Raw genomic sequence first — 16,969 nt, 5'->3', positions numbered from 1 at the left:
ATTTCAATTTGTGCATGGGGGCCAAATAAGGCCGAACGGCGCCCCGATCAAGGGGCGCCTTGCTTTAGGCTTACCACCAGGGCTTCGGCGAGAAGTCCATGGCGGCGCTCTTTTCGATGACGCGAGCGGCCGCAAACAGCGTTTCCTCGTCGAACGGCTTGCCGATCAGCTGCAGGCCGAGCGGCAACCCGGCAGCGTCCTTGCCGGCGGGCACGGCGATACCCGGTAGGCCCGCCATGTTGACCGTCACGGTAAAGACGTCGTTGAGATACATCGCCACCGGATCGGCAGCCAGCGCCTCGTCACCGATGCCGAAAGCGGCAGATGGCGTGGCGGGCGTCAGGATGGCGTCGACGCCGTCATTGAAGGCGTCCTCGAAATCCTTCTTGATCAGCGTACGGACTTTCTGTGCCTTGACATAGAATGCGTCAAAATAACCTGCAGACAGCACGTATGTCCCAATCATGATGCGGCGCTTCACCTCGCGGCCGAAGCCGGCGGCGCGGGTCAGTTCGTACATGTCGGTGATGTCCTTGCCCGAAACACGCAGGCCATACTTGACGCCGTCGTAGCGTGCAAGGTTTGACGAGGCTTCGGCCGGGGCGACGATGTAGTATGCAGGCAGGGCGTATTTGGTATGTGGCAGTGAAATGTCGCGGACAGTGGCGCCTTCGGCCTTGAGCCATTCAAGGCCCTGGCTCCACAGCTTCTCGATCTCCACCGGCATGCCGTCCATGCGATATTCGCGCGGCACGCCAATGACGAGGCCTTTGACGCCACGTTCGACGGCAGCGGCAAAGTCCGGCACCGCCAGATCGACGCTGGTGGAATCCTTGACGTCGAAGCCCGACATTGAGGTCATCATCATGGCGGCGTCTTCCACCGTGCGGGCGATCGGGCCAGCCTGATCGAGCGAAGATGCAAACGCGACCGTGCCCCAACGCGAGCAACGTCCATAGGTTGGCTTGATGCCGACAGTGCCGGTAAATGCCGCTGGCTGGCGGATCGAGCCGCCGGTATCTGTTGCCGTCGCGGCGGCGCAGAGCCATGCCGACACCGCCGCCGCCGAACCGCCGGACGAGCCACCCGGCACCAGCTTGGCATTGCTGCCCTCGGCGCGGAACGGGCTGACTACCGGGCCGTAATAGGACGTCTCGTTGGACGACCCCATGGCGAACTCGTCCATGTTGAGCTTGCCCAGCATGACGGCACCATCGCGCCACAGGTTCGCCGTGACGGTCGATTCATACTCGGGCTTGAAGCCGTCGAGGATGTGGCTGGCCGCCTGGGTATGCACGCCCTTGGTGGCGAACAGGTCCTTGATGCCGAGCGGAATGCCTTCCAGCGTGCCGCCCTGCCCCTGCATCAGCTTTTCGTCGCTGGCTTTCGCCATCTCGAGCGCCTTGTCCGGCGTCACCGCCACATAAGCGTTGAGGCTCGGGTTGGCCGCGTCGATCGCCGTGAGATAGGCGCCGGTCAGTTCGGTAGCGGTAAAGCTCTTTGCCTTGAGGCCCTTGCGGGCATCGGCCAGGCTGAGTTTGGTCAGGTCAGTCAACGGGAATCTCGCTCAGATTGTCGCAGCGGGTATAGATGGTCACGCCGGGATTGGTGGTCGGCCCGGGTGGCGGATAAATGCCGGCCGTCACCATCATGGCATCATAGCTCGAAACCACTTGGATGGCATTCTCAGCAAAAGGCGCGATGGCAAACGTATCGGGATAAAGCTCTCCCGGCGCCTCGCATACCGCAGAAACATGCAGCAGCGGCGTGTTGGGTCGGCTCTTGATATCATAGAAATTGCACTGGAATTCCATCGACTGAATGCCGTCGGGGAATTTCAATACAAGAAAATCACTGTCCGTGAAGGCATCGATTCCCTTGCTCTCCAGCGCCGCGCAGGCAGCCGGATCGCTGGCATAGATCTTGGTCTGGTCGATAACCATGTCTTCCTGCGCCACAACAGGCGTCGCCAGCACAGCAAAGGCCAGCGCCAATCGCATCATGGCACGAGGTCCGCCGCAGTCAGCCCTTCGCACAGCGTGTAAACGCCGGCATAATCCAGCGGTTCGCGTGCAGCATCGGTGCTTTCACCGTGCTTCATCGAGAGGATTTCCACCATGGCCGGCGGCGTGCCCTCCTGGTCGCCCCAGGCCAGGTTGATATTGCCCGAATCCGAGGTGACAGCGACCTGGTCAATGAACGCCAGATACGGCCCCTCGCAACGTGCGGTCGCGTAGACTTCCTTGACGGCGCCCCAAGGCGACGGGTTCATCCGTACATCGTTGAAAATGCACTCCAGCTCGCCCATCCAGATGCCGACCCGCGGCGCGACGATAGCTGCCTGCAGCTCGAACAGCGCCTGCCCCAGCTCCGCGCCGGTACGTTCGCAGGCCGCCGGGTCGGTGGCATAAACCGCATCATACTGATCCGCCGCCATGGCAGAACCGATCGAAGCGAGCATCATCACTGTCGCAAAACGAAATTTCATGCGGGCTGTTCCTGGTTCAACGGCATTTCAAAGAATGCAGACCATTCGCTAGCGGGATAATCCAGAAAGGCCCCGCGGGTCACGAACCCACTGCGGGTGTAGAGACGATGCGCCTCCGCCATTCCCTCGCCGGTGCCGGTTTCCAGCACGACCGTGGACAGGTTCTTCTGGCGCGCCAGGCCGACGATAGCCTCCAGCAGCGCCGAACCGACGCGCTTGCCGCGCACTTCGGCGTCGGTGAACATGCGCTTCACTTCGCCCAGTTCAGCCGAATGCAGCTTCAGCGCGCCCATGCCGATAGCCTTGCCGCTTTCGTCGCGGGCCACAAACACAGTAGTATCGGCGCCGGCCATCTGATCCACGGTCATCTTGAACTGGAATTCAGGAGGCGACAGCGGCTGCAAATGGTCGTTGAGGCGCGCCACTAGGCCGCGCACATCGTCCTGCAGCGGTGTCTCGATGGCGATGGAAACCGCCATTATTCAATCACCTTGGGCACCATGAAGAAATTGTCTTCGGTCAGCGGCGCATTGGCGACGATCTTTTCGGCATAGCCGCCGTCGCTGATCACGTCGTCGCGGCGGCGCAGCGTCATCGGCGTCACCGAGGTCATCGGCTCGATGCCGTCGACGTTGATTTCACCAAGCTGCTCGATGAAGCCAAGGATGGCATTGAGCTCGCTCTGATAGCTTTCCACCTCATTCTCTTCGATGCGAATGCGCGCCAGGCGCCCGATGCGCTTTACGGTTGCTGCGTCGACGGACATGGGAAACTCCAGAAAAGAACGGCTCGTTGATGGCCGTATTAGCAATCACCGGCCACAAAAGACAATGAAAATGGCTGATGCGACAGATCAGACTTCAAGAGCCAGCCCAGCTTCGAGCGCGACCAGTCCGGTTTCATCGAGCGAGTCGCGCAAAGCGGGTATCGCCTCGTCCACAGCGGCCTCGTTCCCGGCCAGCGCAAGCAGTCTTGCGCCGAACTGCCCGACAACGTGCCCTCCCCTCGCCCGCAGCTCATTTGCGTCACCAAAGACAACGACAACGGCATGTTCTGTCCAACGGCCAACTGTCGGAATATCGAGGCTCACGAGGAGCAAGGGCGGTTCGCCAACAGCTTCGATGAGTATCGCACCCCGGTCGGCGACCCACGCCTGCACTAAAGGCAGGGAATCACCCTCATCCAGCAGCCGTGGCACCTTGCGAGGCTTCCACGTAACCAAGTCAACTTCCTCCAGATCAACTCCAAAACCCTCGATAATGGAATCCGCCCCACTCACCAGTTCCGCCGTGGCAATCCCAGCCGGCGCCCCTTCCGGGTCGATTACCAGAATCGCCCCGCCGATATGAATGCGGATCGTCGTGCCGCCAAACCAGGTGAGTTTCATCCGCGCTTTCCTGTCGCCAAGTCCGTCCGCACCCTATAGGACGACGCCAAAGTGGCAAGCGAGCCCCAGATGACCGAAGAGCCCATTCCCGAGTTTGCCAATCCGCTCGCTTCCATTCCCGCGACCGGCCGCATCATGGCGCTGGATCTTGGCACCAAGACCATCGGCGTGGCCATCAGCGATGGCATGCGCTATTCGGCCACGCCGCTCGAAACCATCAGGCGCACCAAGTTCACCCAGGATGCCGAGCGCCTGATCCAGTTGATCGGCGAGAATCAGATCGCCGCCATCATCCTCGGCCTGCCGCTCAATATGGATGGCTCCGAGGGGCCGCGCGTGCAATCGACCCGCGCCTTCGCCCGCAACCTGGCGCAAAAGACCGCGCTGCCGATCGCCTTCTGGGACGAACGCCTCTCCACCAGCGCCGTTACACGTATGATGATCGAGGCCGACCTGCGCCGCGACCGCCGTGCCGAAGTGGTCGATAAACTCGCCGCCAGCTACATTCTGCAGGGCGCGCTGGATCGGCTTCGGCTGTAGGCGGCTCAACAATATGTTGATTACGACGCCCCCCTCCACTACACCCCGCTGAACATCAGGGACGGGAGCGCATGGCCCAAGCAAGCGCGGCGACAGCCACCACCACGCCCGCCGGTTCGTCCGGCGATTTTCCCCCTTTCAAACAGCGCCATCTGCTGTCGATCGCCGATCTCAAGCAGCACGAGATCATCGACCTGCTCGATCGGGCCGAGCGCATGGTCCCGGTCTCGCGGCAGGAGCGGAAAAGTCATCCGACGCTGGCTGGCAAGACCCAGATCAACCTGTTCTTTGAGCCATCGACCCGTACCCAGGGCTCTTTCGAGATCGCCGGCAAGCGCCTCGGCGCGCTGGTGATGAACATGTCGGTCAAGTCCAGCTCGGTCTCCAAGGGCGAAACCCTGGTCGACACCGCTGCGACTCTAAACGCCATGCGCCCCGACGTCATCGTGGTGCGCCACTCGGCAGCCGGCGCGGTAGAACTGCTGTCCCAAAAGGTTGGCTGCGCGGTGATCAACGCCGGCGACGGCGCGCATGAGCACCCCACCCAGGCCCTGCTCGACGCGCTGACTATCCGCCGCCACAAGGGCCGCATTTCCGGGCTCACCGTCGCCATCTGCGGCGATATCGCCAATTCCCGCGTCGTCCGCTCAAACCTGCTGCTACTCGGCGCACTCAATGTCCGCACCCGGGTCATTGCACCGCGCAACCTGCTGCCGGCCGGCATCGAACACCTCGCCACCGAGGTCTTCACCGACATGCGCGAAGGCCTCAAAGGCTGCGACGTGGTAATGATGCTGCGCCTGCAACACGAGCGCGCCAATGGCCGGATGATCCCCTCGGTCCGCGAATATTACCACTTCTACGGTCTCGACGCCGAAAAGCTCAGCTTCGCCAAGCCCGACGCCATCGTCATGCATCCCGGCCCGATGAACCGCGGCGTCGAGATCGACCCGGCCATCGCCGATGGCGTGCAGTCCGTCATCACTGAACAAGTCGAAATGGGCGTCGCCGTCCGCATGGCCGTACTCGATGCGCTGCTCCCCGCGGGAGACCACGCATGATCCGACCGCTGCTGATCGAAAATGCCCGTATCCTGGATCCTGCCTCGGGCACCGATGCCCGCGGCGCTGTTCTTGTCGAAAACGGCCTGATCACTGAGGTGGCGCTGAACGGCCCGGTCGGCGTCCCAGACGACGCCGAAGTCATCAATGCAGGCGGGCTGATTCTCGCCCCGGGCCTGATCGACATGCGGGTTTTCACCGGTGAACCCGGCAAGGAATATCGCGAAACCCTTCAATCTGCCGGCGATGCCGCGGCAGCCGGTGGCGTCACCAGCTTCGTCATGATGCCCGATACCGCTCCGGTGGTCGACGATGGCGCACTGGTGGATTTCCTGATCCGCCGTGCCAAGGCCACCTCCAAGGTCAATGTGCTGCCCGCCGGTGCCATCACCAAGGGCTTGGCTGGTCTCGAAATGACCGAGTTCGGCCTGCTGCAGGAAGCAGGCGCCGTCTGCCTCACCGATGGCCGCCACTCGATCCAGTCGGCCTCGCTGCTGCGCACCGTCATGAGCTATGCCGCCAATTATGGCATGACGGTCGTGCACCACGTCTCCGATCACAGCCTCACCGGCGAAGGCGTGATGAACGAGGGCCTGTTCGCCACTATCCTTGGCCTCAAGGGCATTCCGCGGGAAGCCGAGACCATTCCACTGGCCCGCGACCTGCAATTGGCGGCGCTGACCGGTACCAGATACCACGCCGCTCAAATCTCCTGCGCCGGCTCGGTAGAGCTGATGGCTGCCGCCAAGAAGCGTAACAAGGCAGTTACCGCAGGTATTTCCATCAATAACCTCGCGCTCAACGAGAACGACATTGGCCGTTACCGCACCTTCTTTAAGCTCAGCACCCCGCTGCGTTCGGAAGACGACCGGCAGGCGATGATCGAGGGCCTGCGCAACGGCACCATCGACACCATCCACTCCGATCACGATCCGCAGGACACCGAGGTCAAGCGCCAGCCCTTCGCCGAAGCCTCCGATGGCGCCATCGGTCTCGAAACTCTGCTGGCTGCCGCACTGCGTCTGGTGCATTCCGGCGATGTAGACCTCCTCACAGTGCTCCGCGCCATGACCAGTCGCCCCGCCGAAATTCTCGGCCTGCCCTCAGGCCGCATCGCCAAGGGCGCCCCGGGCGACCTGATCCTGTTCGATCTGGATTACCCGTGGCAGGTCTCGGAACGGGAAATACGCTCAAGATCGCGCAATACCAGCTTTGAAGGCGCGCGGCTTGCTGGCAAGGTGATGCGAACCATCGTGGGCGGGCAAACCGTTCACACGCACGAGGACTAAGCCAATGGACGTCAATCTGCTCTACGCGGCGGTGTTCGCCTATCTCTGCGGCTCGGTCCCGTTTGGCTTGCTGCTGACCCGGGCTGCCGGCCTCGGCGATATCCGCAACATCGGCTCGGGCAATATCGGCGCCACCAATGTGCTGCGCACCGGCAACCGCTGGCTCGCTGCCGCCACATTGATTCTCGACGCCGCCAAAGCCGCCCTGCCTATCCTCGTCGCGCGCTACTATTGGGGCGAAAACGCCGCCATGCTGGCCGCCATCTTCGCATTCCTCGGCCATTGCTTTCCGGTCTGGCTCAATTTCAAGGGCGGCAAAGGGGTCGCCGTGATGATCGGTTCGCTGCTCGCACTGAGCTGGCCCGTCGGCCTGATCTTCTGCGCCGTCTGGCTGGTCATCGCTTTTGCCCAGAAATTGTCCTCGCTTGCCGCGCTCACCGCCGCCGCCACCGCGCCGATTTTTGCCTTCGTCGTGGTCAATGAATGGCTGGCCGGAGCCGTCGCCGTCATGGCCCTGATGCTGTTCTTCCAGCACCGCGCCAATATCGTTCGCCTGATGGCTGGAACGGAGCCGAAAATCGGCTCCGAAAAGACGGCGAAGTAGTCCGGTGGCGGCGCGCCTGAGTGCCGCTCTCACCGATGCGCAGCGCGTCGCCTGGCTCCGCCTGATCCGCACCGACAATGTGGGTCCGGCCACCTTCCGCCAACTGCTCAACCGCTTTGGCACCGCCGAGGCAGCCCTAGACGCCCTGCCCGGCCTGTTGCAACGCACCGGCAAGCCGGCTCGAATCGCTAGCCAGGCCGCGGCGGAAGACGAGATCGCCTGCCTGATGCGCTTTGGCGCCCGCCTCGTTGCCTCGGGCGAGGCCGATTATCCGGAACTGCTGGGCTACATTCCCGCCTCGCCGCCCCTCGTCACCATGGCCGGGGGCGTCAACCTCGACTGGCAGCGCACCGTTGGCATCGTCGGTGCCCGCAATGCATCGTCTGCCGGTATCAAGATGACGCGAATGCTTGCCACTGATCTCGGCGAGCGCGGCTACACCGTAGTCTCCGGCCTCGCTCGCGGCATTGACACCGCAGCCCACCAGGCGACGCTGATCACCGGCACCATCGCCGTGCTCGCCGGTGGCTTCGACAAGATTTACCCGGACGAAAACATCCCCCTGGCCCACGACATTCTCGACAACGGCGGCGCGCTACTCACCGAAATGCCCTTGGGTTGGGAGCCCCGCGCCCGCGATTTCCCGCGCCGCAACCGCCTGGTCTCCGGCCTGTCGCTCGGCATCGTCGTGGTCGAAGCCGCCAAGCGCAGCGGCTCGCTGATCACCGCCCGCCTGGCGCTGGAACAAAACCGCGACGTCTTCGCCGTCCCCGGCTCGCCGCTCGATCCCCGCGCCGAAGGCGGCAATGCGCTGATCCAACAAGGCGCCCGGCTGATCACCTGCGCCGAAGACATCATCGAAACCCTCGGCAGCGCCGACCCCGCTAGCGGCGCCCTCTTCGACCGCGACTGGGAACCGGACCTGACCCCCGACACGCCCCCACCCACCGAAGACGACAAATCCCGACTGCTGTCTGCCCTAACCGCCACACCAATCGAAGTCGACGAACTGGTCCGCCAATCGGGCCTCACCGTCTCCGCCATGCAAATGCTGCTGCTGGAACTTGACCTCGCCGGCCAGATCGAATGGTCGAGCGGGCAGTTGGTGGCACTGCGGTATTCGTAGGCGAGGGAAGAATACCCCCACCTCGCCTCCCCCTGAAAAGGGGGAGGAATCCCATCAAGTATTGGGCACTATCGAGTCCAAACCACCGGCCAGATTCCTCCCCCTCATCAGGGGGAGGCGAGGTGGGGGTACCTCTAACAATGACTCTTACCTTCCACCCTCAAGCTTCCGGTTCCGCTGCCCAATCCCGCCCTCGCCATACGGATAATCCGACATCTCCGGCTTGCTAACAGCACTCAGCGTCGCAATCTCATGGGTCGACAATTCCAATCCCGCGGCTCCGAGATTATCCGCCAACTGCTCCGTCGTCCGCGCCCCGAGGATCACCGATGTCACCGCCGGCTGCGCCGCCACCCAGGCAAGTGCCACCTGCGCCATCGTCGCGCGGCGTGCTTCTGCGATGTCCTCTACCGCACCGATCACGTCCCAAGTCACCGACTTGGAATTGCGCTTGTCGAACGCTTCCATACCGCGCGCCGGGTTCTCGCCCAGCCGCGTTGCGCCGGTCGGCATCTGGTCACGCTTGTACTTGCCGCTGAGCCAGCCACCACCCAGCGGCGACCATGGCAGCAGCCCGATCCCAGCGTCCAGCGCCGCCGGCACCACCTCATGCTCGATGTCGCGCACCAGCAGGTTATATTGCGGCTGCAGCGTCACCGGTGGCTGATAGCCATTGGCTTTCGCTAGCCACACAGCCTTGGTCAACTGCCAGCCGAGAAAGTTGGACAGACCGTAATAGGCAATCTTGCCGTTAAGGGTAGAATCATCGAGAAACCGCAGTGTTTCCTCCAGCGGCGTCAGCGCGTCGAAGGCGTGTATCTGGTAGAGGTCGATATGCTCGACGCCAAGCCGCTTCAGAGACGCATCCAGCGCCTCATTGAGGTTCTTGCGCGACAGGCCGTGATGATTGGGGCCGTCGCCCATCGGAAACCGACCCTTGGTGGTGATGACCAGGTCGCGCAGCTTCTTGCCCTTGAGCCATTTGCCAACGATCTCCTCCGACACGCCAGCGCTATACACATTTGCGGTGTCGATGAAATTGCCGCCAGCCGCCACATAGTCATCCATCAGCTTGAACGACGTCGCCTCGTCGGATTCCGCGCCAAAGGTCATGGTGCCGAGGCAGTAGGCCGAAACCACCGCGCCGCTATTGCCGAGCTTGCGATATTGCATTGTAGACTCCTCTAGTAGGCCCCAGCGATGCACCGCTGGTATGGCAGATGCAAGACAACGCCACAGCTTTCAACAAGGCCGCAAATTTTCCTCTCTCTAAGAGAGAGCGCCGCAGACCCCATTTTCCGCCCGTTGACACCTTCCCCTCGCTCCACCATGTTCCGCCACTTCTTACCAAGCGTTGCGGAACGGATACTCCATGAAGGTCGTCGTCGTTGAAAGTCCGGCTAAAGCCAAGACAATCAACAAATATCTGGGCTCGGGCTATGAAGTCCTCGCCTCGTTCGGCCATGTCCGCGACCTACCCGCCAAAGACGGCTCAGTTCGTCCCGACGAAGACTTCGCAATGTCCTGGGAGGTCGATACCGCCTCCAAGAAGCGCCTTGCCGACATATCCAACGCGCTCAAGGGCGCCGATGGTCTGATTCTCGCAACCGATCCGGATCGCGAAGGCGAAGCCATTTCGTGGCACATCCTCGACGTGCTCAAGGCCAAGAAGTCGATCAAGAAGGACATGACGGTTCAGCGCGTGGTGTTCAACGCCATCACCAAGGATGCCGTCACCACCGCGATGGCCAATCCACGCGAAATCGACATGCCGCTGGTCGATGCCTACCTGGCCCGCCGCGCCCTCGACTATCTCGTCGGCTTTACGCTTTCGCCGATCCTGTGGCGCAAGCTGCCAGGCTCCCGCTCGGCCGGACGCGTGCAGTCAGTGGCTTTGCGCCTGGTCTCGGACCGCGAAGCCGAGATCGAGAAGTTCAAGACCGACGAATACTGGTCGGTCGAAGCCAAGCTGGCGCAGTCCGGCAAGAGCTTCCTCGCCCGCCTGTTCTCGGTCGATGGCAAGAAGACCGACAAGCTCGATATCAAGACCGGCGAAAATGCCGCCGAGCTGAAAAAACTGATCGAGAGCGGCCAGTTCAACGTTTCCTCGGTCGAGAAGAAGCCCACCAAGCGCAATCCCTATGCGCCTTTCACCACCTCGTCGCTGCAGCAGGATGCCTCCTCCCGCCTCGGCCTGTCGCCGTCGCGCACCATGCAGATCGCTCAGCGCCTCTACGAAGACGGTCTCATCACCTACATGCGTACCGACGCCGTGCAGATGGCGCCCGAAGGCATCGCCATGGCGCGCTCGGTGATCGGCAAATACTTTGGCGAGGAATACCTCCCGGACAAGCCGCGCATCTACCAGACAAAGGCCAAGAACGCCCAGGAGGCGCATGAGGCGATCCGCCCGACGGATATGTTCAAGCGCCCGGAACAACTGCATCTCGATGCCGACCAGAGTAAGCTCTACGGCCTGATCTGGCGCCGTACGCTGGCGTCGCAAATGAAGTCTGCCGAGATCGACCGCACCACCGTCGACATCGCCGTCAACGTCCCCGGCCGCGCAGTCGAACTGCGCGCTGTCGGCTCCGTCGTCACCTTCCCCGGCTTCCTCAAGCTCTGGGGTGTCGAAGCCAAGTCCGACGAAGACACCGAGGACGAGGACGATCGCGAACTGCCGCCGATGGCCGTTGGCGACAAGCCGGAGCTGAAGGCTGTCGAGATCGAGCAGCATTTCACCCAGCCGCCGAGCCGCTACACCGAAGCCAGCCTGATCAAGAAGATGGAAGAGCTCGGCATCGGCCGTCCCTCGACCTATGCGGCGACGCTCACCACGCTCAAGGACCGCGACTATGTCCGGCTTGAGGGCAAGGCACTGCATCCAGAGGATCGCGGCCGCATCGTCACGGCTTTTCTCGAGAGCTTCTTTAACCGCTATGTCGAATATGGCTTTACCGCCGGCCTCGAGGAACAGCTCGACCAAGTTTCGGCCGGCGAGCTCGACTACAAGATCGTGCTGCGTGATTTCTGGAAGGATTTCACCGCCGCCACCGACGAAATCAAGGATCTGCGCGTCTCCGAAGTGCTCGATACCCTCAATGAGGTGCTGGCCAGCCGCATTTTCCCGCCCAAGGAAGACGGTGGTGATCCGCGCCTCTGCCCCACCTGTGGCACCGGCCAGCTTTCGCTCAAGCTCGGCAAGTTCGGCGCCTTCATCGGTTGCTCGAACTACCCCGAGTGCAAGCACACCATGCAGCTGTCCGACGCGGCCAATGGCACGTCCTCGGAAGCTGCAGCCGGCGACGGCATACTCGGCACCGACCCGGAATCGGGCGAGGAAGTCCATCTCAAGTCCGGGCGCTTTGGTCCCTATGTCCAGCTCGGCGACGGCAAGGAGCCGAAACGCTCGTCCTTGCCCAAGGGCTGGGAACCGGCGGCGATGACCCTCGACAAGGCGCTGCAGCTGCTGTCACTGCCGCGCGATGTGGGCCTGCATCCCGATGGCGGCCTGCCCATCGTCGCCGGTCTCGGCCGCTATGGTCCCTTCATCCTGCATGACGGCAAATATGCCAACCTGCCGGACGTCGAGGAAATCTTCACCGTCGGCCTTAACCGCGCCGTCGACCTGTTGGCCCAGAAGGCCGCTGGCGGCTTCAAGCGCGGCGGCGGTGCCTCTGTGGCTGCCATCCAGACCTTCGAGCACGACAACGGACCCATCACGGTCCGCCCGGGCAAATACGGCCCCTATGTCAACCAGGGCAAGATCAACGCCACGATCCCCAAGGACGTGGCGCCGGAAGCCGTGACCCTGGACCAGGCCTTGCAGTTGATCGCTGCCCGCGCCGAAGCCAGCGGCACAAAAATCAAGAAGGCCCCGGCCAAGAAAGCCGCCGCTAAAAAGCCTGCCGCAAAAAAGACCGCGACCAAGGCAGCGACGGATGAAAAAAAGCCGGCTGCCAAAAAATCGCCGGCAAAAAAGACCATAAAGGCCGAAGACGTGCCCTTTTAGCGGAAACTATCTCTTGGGCTCCCCCAACACGGGGGAGGCCAAGTCAGGAACTCCAGCCTTCTAGCCCATCACCGTCTCGACCATCCGCAGCCAGTTCCCCAGCGCGATCTTGGTCACCAGTTGCTCGCCATAGCCTTTGTCCAACAGGGCCTGCAGCAGCTTGGGCACACCGGTCACGTCGGCGATCGGCGCCGGCATCTGGGCGCCGTCGAAATCGCTGCCCAGCGCCACGCCATCCTCGCCCAGCGCCTTCACTAGGGCATCGACATGGCGCACCATTAATTCGATATCGGTGTCCGTCGTGAACTTGCCGTCCGGCCGCAGGAAGCCAGTGGCAAAGTTCAGCCCCACTATGCCGCCTGTTTCGCGGATCGCCGCCAGTTGCCAGTCGACGAGGTTTCGCGCATGCGGGCAGATAGCGTGCACATTGGAATGCGTCGCCACCAGCGGATGCGAACTCACCGCCGCCACGTCGCGGAAACCAGCCGCATTGAGATGGCTTAGATCGATCATCACGCCCATGGCGTTACACCGCCGCACCAGCTCCTTGCCGGCATCGCTCAGTCCCGGTCCAATGTCTGGATCGACATTATGACGAAACGGCACGCCGGTGCCAAAGGCATTGGCCCGGCTCCAGCTTATGCCGATCGAGCGCAGGCCAGCGGCATACAGCACGTCCAGCGAGCGGAAATCCGTGTCGATCGCCTCCGCGCCTTCGATATGAAAGATCGCCGCCAGCGCGTCCTTTTCCATCGCCGCGCGGATTTCTGCCGCAGTGCGGCACACCGCCAGCGCCCCGGCCCGCTCCAGCCGGAACATCACCGATGCCATGCCATTGGTCGACGCCAGTGCATCTGTCACCGCTAGCTCCGGCGGCAGATTGGGGCTCAGGCCCGGACTGTTCGCAACTGTCGCCAAATTGCTCTTCAAAGGCGGCGGAAACATCGCAAAAAACCCGCCCGCCATGCCCGCTGCCTTGGCGCGCGGCAAATCGATGTGTCCCGTCCCGTTGCCCTCGATGAACAGCTTGTCCTGCTCGGCAATCGGCGCCTCGAGCAAACGCAGCAAGGTATCGTTGTGGCCGTCAAAAAAGGGAATGGTCATCACAGGGTCCGGGAATCAAGAAATCAAGCTGAGTCTAGCACCAAGTGAGGCGCCATTTGGCAAACCGCCCATCATCCCCTACATATCGCTCAACATGACAACCAAAAAACCTGCAAGACCGAGAAACACGTCCGGCCCCAGCCGTCCGTCCCAGCCCCGCGCCGATACGCTGCCAACCCGCGAGCAACTGCTCGCCGCGTTGGCCGAGCAGTCTGACATCAAGGGCAAGCGCGACCTGGCGAAAGTGTTCGGCATTCGTGGCGATATGCGCCGCCCCTTCAAGGCCATGCTGGCCGAACTGGAGGGCGATGGCATCATCACGCGCACTCGCAAGGCGTTGCGCCGCACTGCCGCCCTGCCCCATGTGACCGTACTCGACATTCCGGCCGACTCCGATCCCGATGACATGCATGCCTATCCGGCTCAGTGGAACGACGAAGAAGGCGAAAAGCCCCGCGTCACCGTGCTGAGCGGCCGCGATGCCCGCGTCGTGCCAGCGCCCGGCGATCGTATTCTTGCCCGCATCGATGCCGGCGAAGACGACGTGCCGCACTACACCGCCAAGGCGATGAAAATCCTCGACAAGCCGCGTCGGGGCCAGATCGGCATCGTCCGCATGGACGACGATGGCGCTCGCCTCATCCCGGTCGATCGCAAGCAGAAGGAAATGCGCATCCCGCTGGGTGACCTGCTCGACGCCAGCGAGGGCGATCTCGTCGAAGTCGACGTCAAGCTGTCCGGCCGGCTGATGATCCCGCGCGCCAAGGTGACCAAGGTCATCGGCAATCCGATGTCGGAAGGCGCCGTCAGCCTGATCGCCATCCACAATCTCGAAATCCCCTACAACTTCCCCGCCTCGGTGATTCGCGAGGCCGAGGAGGCAAAGGAGGCCAACCTCAAGGGCCGTGAGGACTGGCGCGACCTGCCGCTCATCACTATCGACCCGTTCGATGCCAAGGACCACGACGACGCCGTCTATGCCCAGCCCGACGACGATCTGGCCAACCCCGGCGGTCACGTCGTCTATGTCGCCATTGCCGACGTCGCCGCCTATGTGCGCCCCGGTACAGCGCTTGATCGCGAAGCCTACCTGCGCGGCAACTCGGTATATTTCCCCGACCGCGTCGTGCCCATGCTGCCCGAGCGCATTTCCAACGAGCTGTGCTCGCTCAAGGAAGGCGAGCCACGCGCTGCCCTCGCCGTCCGCATGGTCATCGGTGCAGATGGCAAGAAGCGCAGCCACAGCTTCCATCGCATCTTGATGCGCTCGGCCGCCAAGCTGAGCTACCAGCAGGCCCAGGCGGCGATGGACGGTCAGGCAGATGACAAGACCGGCCCGCTGCTCGATCCAATCCTGCGGCCCCTCTACGCCGCTTATGACGCCATGGCCGCAGCCCGCGATGCCCGTGGCCCGCTGGAACTCGACCTGCCCGAGCGCAAGATCGTGCTTGACGACAAGGGCATGGTGCAAGACATCCGCATCCCTGAGCGGCTTGTTGCCCATCGCCTCATCGAGGAGATGATGATCGCCGCCAACGTAGCCGCCGCCGAGACGCTGGAGGCCAAGCGCTCGCCCCTGCTCTACCGCGTCCACGACGAGCCAAGCTCGGAAAAGCTGCAGGCCCTGCGCGACTTCCTCGGTTCGCTCGATATCGCCATCAAGAAGTCCGACAGCGTTCGCGCTTCCGACTTCAACGGCATCCTACGTCAGGCCCGTAAGGCCGGAAATGTCGAGCAGGTGTCCGAGATGGTGCTGCGCAGCCAGGCGCAGGCTGTCTACGACAACGAAAACCTCGGCCACTTTGGCCTCAACCTCGACCGCTACGCCCACTTCACCTCGCCGATTCGCCGCTATGCCGATCTGATCGTGCATCGGGCGCTGGTTGCGGCCCTGGGCCTTGGCGACGACGGCCTCAGCGAAAACGAGGGCTTGCGCCTCTCGGGCATTGCCCAACACATCTCGGCCACCGAGCGCCGCGCCATGATGGCCGAGCGTGAAACCGCCGATCGCCTGCTGGCGCAATTCCTCGCAGCCCAGATCGGTGCAAAGTTCGACGGCCGCATTTCCGGCGTCACCCGCTCCGGCCTGTTCGTGCGCCTGCTCGAAACCGGCGCCGATGGCTTCATTCCCGCGTCCACCCTGGGCCAGGATTTCTATCGCTACACCGAAGACCAGCAGGCCATGATCGGCGATCGTACCGGCGAGAAATTCGCACTTGGGGATCGGGTAACCGTCCGGCTACTCGAAGCCGCACCAGTGGCCGGTGCCCTGCGCTTTGAATTGCTCTCCGAGGGCGCGCGCGGCAATCCGTCATCTGTCAGACGGAACCAGAAGCGCCCACCTAAGAGTTATGGCCCCAAAGGTCGTACAAAGAGGTGATGTAGTGGGCACGAAGAGTCTCGAAGAGCGCAGCGTCGGCCAGGCAATCTGGCGTGGCACCCTCTGCAGGTGTCCCCACTGCGGCAAGGGCAAGCTGTACCGCGCCTACCTAAAGGTGGCGGACGAATGCAACGTCTGCGGCGAGCAGCTCAACCTGCACCGCGCCGACGATTTCCCGCCCTATATCGCCATCACGATAGTTGGCCACATCCTCATCCTGGCCATGATGCACATGGAAATGGTAGGACAGGTCAATCCGCTGACCTATCTCTACACCATGGTCCCTCTCGCGGTTATCCTTCCATTGGCCTTGCTGCCCTCGATCAAGGGCGCCATCGTCGGACTGCAGTGGGCCAACCACATGTACGGTTTCGGCACCGGCCAGAGCGATTGATCTAGCTTGACATTCAGACGCAAATCCTTAGTTTGCGCTCAAATTCCGGCGCCGGGGAACCCTCGGCGCTGTTGTTATTGTAAGGACTGACAAATGGCAAAAGCCGCTTCCGTCAAGATCAAGCTCGTGTCGACGGCTGATACTGGCTTCTACTACGTCACCAAGAAGAACGCTCGTACCCAGACCGAGAAGCTCTCGTACAACAAGTACGATCCCGTAGTGCGCAAGCACGTCGAGTTCAAGGAAGCCAAGATTAAGTAATCTGGCGCCTGTCGGTTATATGACATCAAAAAGCCCCGCATCACCGATGCGGGGCTTTTTGCTATCGAAACGTACAGAATGCTAATCTCGACGCTAGGTCCTGTTGACAAAGTACGGTATCCATATCCTTACAGCGGCTAAGGCGAGGAAGGCCGCGAAGGATTTCGCGGTCTTGTCGAAGCGTGTTGCGATGCGGCGGAACTGCTTGAGCCTGTTGAACATGCGTTCGATGCGGTTGCGGTCCTTGTATGCCTTGAAGTCGCATGGGGGCGGGTTCTTGCGGTTGGCTTTGGGTGGGATCACCGGAACAATGCCGCTCAACA

Annotated in this window: 18 protein-coding genes; 9 read left to right on the top strand and 9 right to left on the bottom strand. The window is 62.3% G+C overall.

Annotated features, from left to right (window positions below; genetic code table 11):
- Window positions 1-70: 70 nt before the first annotated feature.
- The 6 genes from gatA to WH91_RS00425 all read right to left on the bottom strand — a co-directional run bounded on the left by gatA (window position 71) and on the right by WH91_RS00425 (window position 3,875).
- Complete coding sequence (gatA, locus tag WH91_RS00450; RefSeq protein WP_046169042.1) at window positions 71-1,555, bottom strand: Asp-tRNA(Asn)/Glu-tRNA(Gln) amidotransferase subunit GatA; 1,485 nt, start codon at window positions 1,553-1,555, stop codon at window positions 71-73.
- Window positions 1,548-2,003: a hypothetical protein gene (locus tag WH91_RS00445; RefSeq protein WP_046169041.1), complete on the bottom strand. Its 456-nt coding sequence runs from the start codon at window positions 2,001-2,003 to the stop codon at window positions 1,548-1,550. The genes gatA and WH91_RS00445 overlap by 8 nt, the downstream gene beginning before the upstream one ends.
- A complete protein-coding gene (locus WH91_RS00440) occupies window positions 2,000-2,488 on the bottom strand; it encodes a hypothetical protein (RefSeq protein ID WP_046169040.1) in 489 nt (162 codons plus the stop codon). Before WH91_RS00440 ends, WH91_RS00445 begins: the two co-directional genes overlap by 4 nt.
- Window positions 2,485-2,967, bottom strand: coding sequence for a GNAT family N-acetyltransferase (locus WH91_RS00435; protein WP_046169039.1), 483 nt, complete (start codon window positions 2,965-2,967; stop codon window positions 2,485-2,487). Before WH91_RS00435 ends, WH91_RS00440 begins: the two co-directional genes overlap by 4 nt.
- On the bottom strand, window positions 2,967-3,254 hold the full coding sequence (gene gatC, locus WH91_RS00430) for an Asp-tRNA(Asn)/Glu-tRNA(Gln) amidotransferase subunit GatC (protein WP_046169038.1): 288 nt from the start codon (window positions 3,252-3,254) through the stop codon (window positions 2,967-2,969). The genes WH91_RS00435 and gatC overlap by 1 nt, the downstream gene beginning before the upstream one ends.
- Window positions 3,255-3,341: 87 nt before the next feature.
- Entirely contained in the window at window positions 3,342-3,875 is a 534-nt protein-coding gene (locus WH91_RS00425; RefSeq protein ID WP_046169037.1) for a hypothetical protein, read from the bottom strand.
- 69 nt (window positions 3,876-3,944) lie between these two features.
- Between WH91_RS00425 and ruvX the strand changes: the two genes are divergently transcribed.
- The 5 genes from ruvX to dprA all read left to right on the top strand — a co-directional run bounded on the left by ruvX (window position 3,945) and on the right by dprA (window position 8,495).
- Window positions 3,945-4,415 carry a Holliday junction resolvase RuvX gene (gene ruvX, locus WH91_RS00420; protein ID WP_046169036.1) on the top strand — a complete coding sequence of 157 codons (471 nt, stop codon included), beginning with the start codon at window positions 3,945-3,947 and terminating at the stop codon, window positions 4,413-4,415.
- A 71-nt stretch (window positions 4,416-4,486) separates the two neighbouring features.
- Window positions 4,487-5,476: an aspartate carbamoyltransferase catalytic subunit gene (locus tag WH91_RS00415; RefSeq protein WP_046169035.1), complete on the top strand. Its 990-nt coding sequence runs from the start codon at window positions 4,487-4,489 to the stop codon at window positions 5,474-5,476.
- Window positions 5,473-6,765: a dihydroorotase gene (gene pyrC, locus WH91_RS00410; RefSeq protein WP_046169034.1), complete on the top strand. Its 1,293-nt coding sequence runs from the start codon at window positions 5,473-5,475 to the stop codon at window positions 6,763-6,765. Before WH91_RS00415 ends, pyrC begins: the two co-directional genes overlap by 4 nt.
- Window positions 6,766-6,769: 4 nt before the next feature.
- Complete coding sequence (gene plsY, locus WH91_RS00405) at window positions 6,770-7,369, top strand: glycerol-3-phosphate 1-O-acyltransferase PlsY (protein WP_046169033.1); 600 nt, start codon at window positions 6,770-6,772, stop codon at window positions 7,367-7,369.
- Window positions 7,370-7,373: 4 nt separating this feature from the next.
- A complete protein-coding gene (gene dprA, locus WH91_RS00400) occupies window positions 7,374-8,495 on the top strand; it encodes a DNA-processing protein DprA (RefSeq protein ID WP_046169032.1) in 1,122 nt (373 codons plus the stop codon).
- Window positions 8,496-8,642: 147 nt separating this feature from the next.
- Here dprA and WH91_RS00395 read toward each other — a convergent pair whose 3' ends face one another.
- The gene (locus tag WH91_RS00395) at window positions 8,643-9,668 is read right to left on the bottom strand and encodes an aldo/keto reductase (protein ID WP_046169031.1); all 1,026 of its coding nucleotides are present in this window, start codon (window positions 9,666-9,668) and stop codon (window positions 8,643-8,645) included.
- A 199-nt stretch (window positions 9,669-9,867) separates the two neighbouring features.
- Here WH91_RS00395 and topA point away from each other — a divergent pair, with 199 nt between their 5' ends.
- Complete coding sequence (gene topA, locus WH91_RS00390; protein WP_046169030.1) at window positions 9,868-12,507, top strand: type I DNA topoisomerase; 2,640 nt, start codon at window positions 9,868-9,870, stop codon at window positions 12,505-12,507.
- A gap of 60 nt (window positions 12,508-12,567) precedes the next feature.
- On the opposite strand, the gene WH91_RS00385 is transcribed toward topA, so the two are convergent.
- Complete coding sequence (locus WH91_RS00385; RefSeq protein WP_046169029.1) at window positions 12,568-13,611, bottom strand: dipeptidase; 1,044 nt, start codon at window positions 13,609-13,611, stop codon at window positions 12,568-12,570.
- A gap of 94 nt (window positions 13,612-13,705) precedes the next feature.
- Between WH91_RS00385 and rnr the strand changes: the two genes are divergently transcribed.
- The 3 genes from rnr (at window position 13,706) to rpmG (ending at window position 16,646) form a co-directional block, all read left to right on the top strand.
- Window positions 13,706-15,991, top strand: a complete 2,286-nt coding sequence (gene rnr / locus WH91_RS00380) for a ribonuclease R (RefSeq protein ID WP_046169182.1) — start codon at window positions 13,706-13,708, stop codon at window positions 15,989-15,991.
- A 4-nt stretch (window positions 15,992-15,995) separates the two neighbouring features.
- The gene (locus WH91_RS00375) at window positions 15,996-16,385 is read left to right on the top strand and encodes a DUF983 domain-containing protein (RefSeq protein ID WP_244542298.1); all 390 of its coding nucleotides are present in this window, start codon (window positions 15,996-15,998) and stop codon (window positions 16,383-16,385) included.
- A 93-nt stretch (window positions 16,386-16,478) separates the two neighbouring features.
- Window positions 16,479-16,646, top strand: a complete 168-nt coding sequence (gene rpmG, locus WH91_RS00370; protein WP_035096841.1) for a 50S ribosomal protein L33 — start codon at window positions 16,479-16,481, stop codon at window positions 16,644-16,646.
- Between the two features lie 93 nt (window positions 16,647-16,739).
- On the opposite strand, the gene WH91_RS00365 is transcribed toward rpmG, so the two are convergent.
- The coding region (locus tag WH91_RS00365; protein ID WP_046169027.1) for an IS5/IS1182 family transposase at window positions 16,740-16,969 on the bottom strand (230 nt) is incomplete at its 5' end.

This window comes from Devosia psychrophila (assembly GCF_000971275.1).
In the GTDB taxonomy this organism is placed as follows: Bacteria; Pseudomonadota; Alphaproteobacteria; order Rhizobiales; family Devosiaceae; genus Devosia; species Devosia psychrophila.
Note: the sequence above shows the minus strand (reverse complement) of the source record. Positions and strands in the feature narration are given on the sequence as shown.

Coding starts and splice junctions, on each gene's coding strand:
- WH91_RS00435 (WP_046169039.1), bottom strand. CDS start 2,967: ATGGCGGTTTCCATCGCCATCGAGACACCGCTGCAGGACGATGTGCGC.
- WH91_RS00425 (WP_046169037.1), bottom strand. CDS start 3,875: ATGAAACTCACCTGGTTTGGCGGCACGACGATCCGCATTCATATCGGC.
- rnr (WP_046169182.1), top strand. CDS start 13,706: ATGACAACCAAAAAACCTGCAAGACCGAGAAACACGTCCGGCCCCAGC.
- WH91_RS00415 (WP_046169035.1), top strand. CDS start 4,487: ATGGCCCAAGCAAGCGCGGCGACAGCCACCACCACGCCCGCCGGTTCG.
- gatC (WP_046169038.1), bottom strand. CDS start 3,254: ATGTCCGTCGACGCAGCAACCGTAAAGCGCATCGGGCGCCTGGCGCGC.
- rpmG (WP_035096841.1), top strand. CDS start 16,479: ATGGCAAAAGCCGCTTCCGTCAAGATCAAGCTCGTGTCGACGGCTGAT.
- WH91_RS00445 (WP_046169041.1), bottom strand. CDS start 2,003: ATGATGCGATTGGCGCTGGCCTTTGCTGTGCTGGCGACGCCTGTTGTG.
- topA (WP_046169030.1), top strand. CDS start 9,868: ATGAAGGTCGTCGTCGTTGAAAGTCCGGCTAAAGCCAAGACAATCAAC.
- pyrC (WP_046169034.1), top strand. CDS start 5,473: ATGATCCGACCGCTGCTGATCGAAAATGCCCGTATCCTGGATCCTGCC.
- WH91_RS00395 (WP_046169031.1), bottom strand. CDS start 9,668: ATGCAATATCGCAAGCTCGGCAATAGCGGCGCGGTGGTTTCGGCCTAC.
- WH91_RS00385 (WP_046169029.1), bottom strand. CDS start 13,611: ATGACCATTCCCTTTTTTGACGGCCACAACGATACCTTGCTGCGTTTG.
- ruvX (WP_046169036.1), top strand. CDS start 3,945: ATGACCGAAGAGCCCATTCCCGAGTTTGCCAATCCGCTCGCTTCCATT.
- plsY (WP_046169033.1), top strand. CDS start 6,770: ATGGACGTCAATCTGCTCTACGCGGCGGTGTTCGCCTATCTCTGCGGC.
- WH91_RS00440 (WP_046169040.1), bottom strand. CDS start 2,488: ATGAAATTTCGTTTTGCGACAGTGATGATGCTCGCTTCGATCGGTTCT.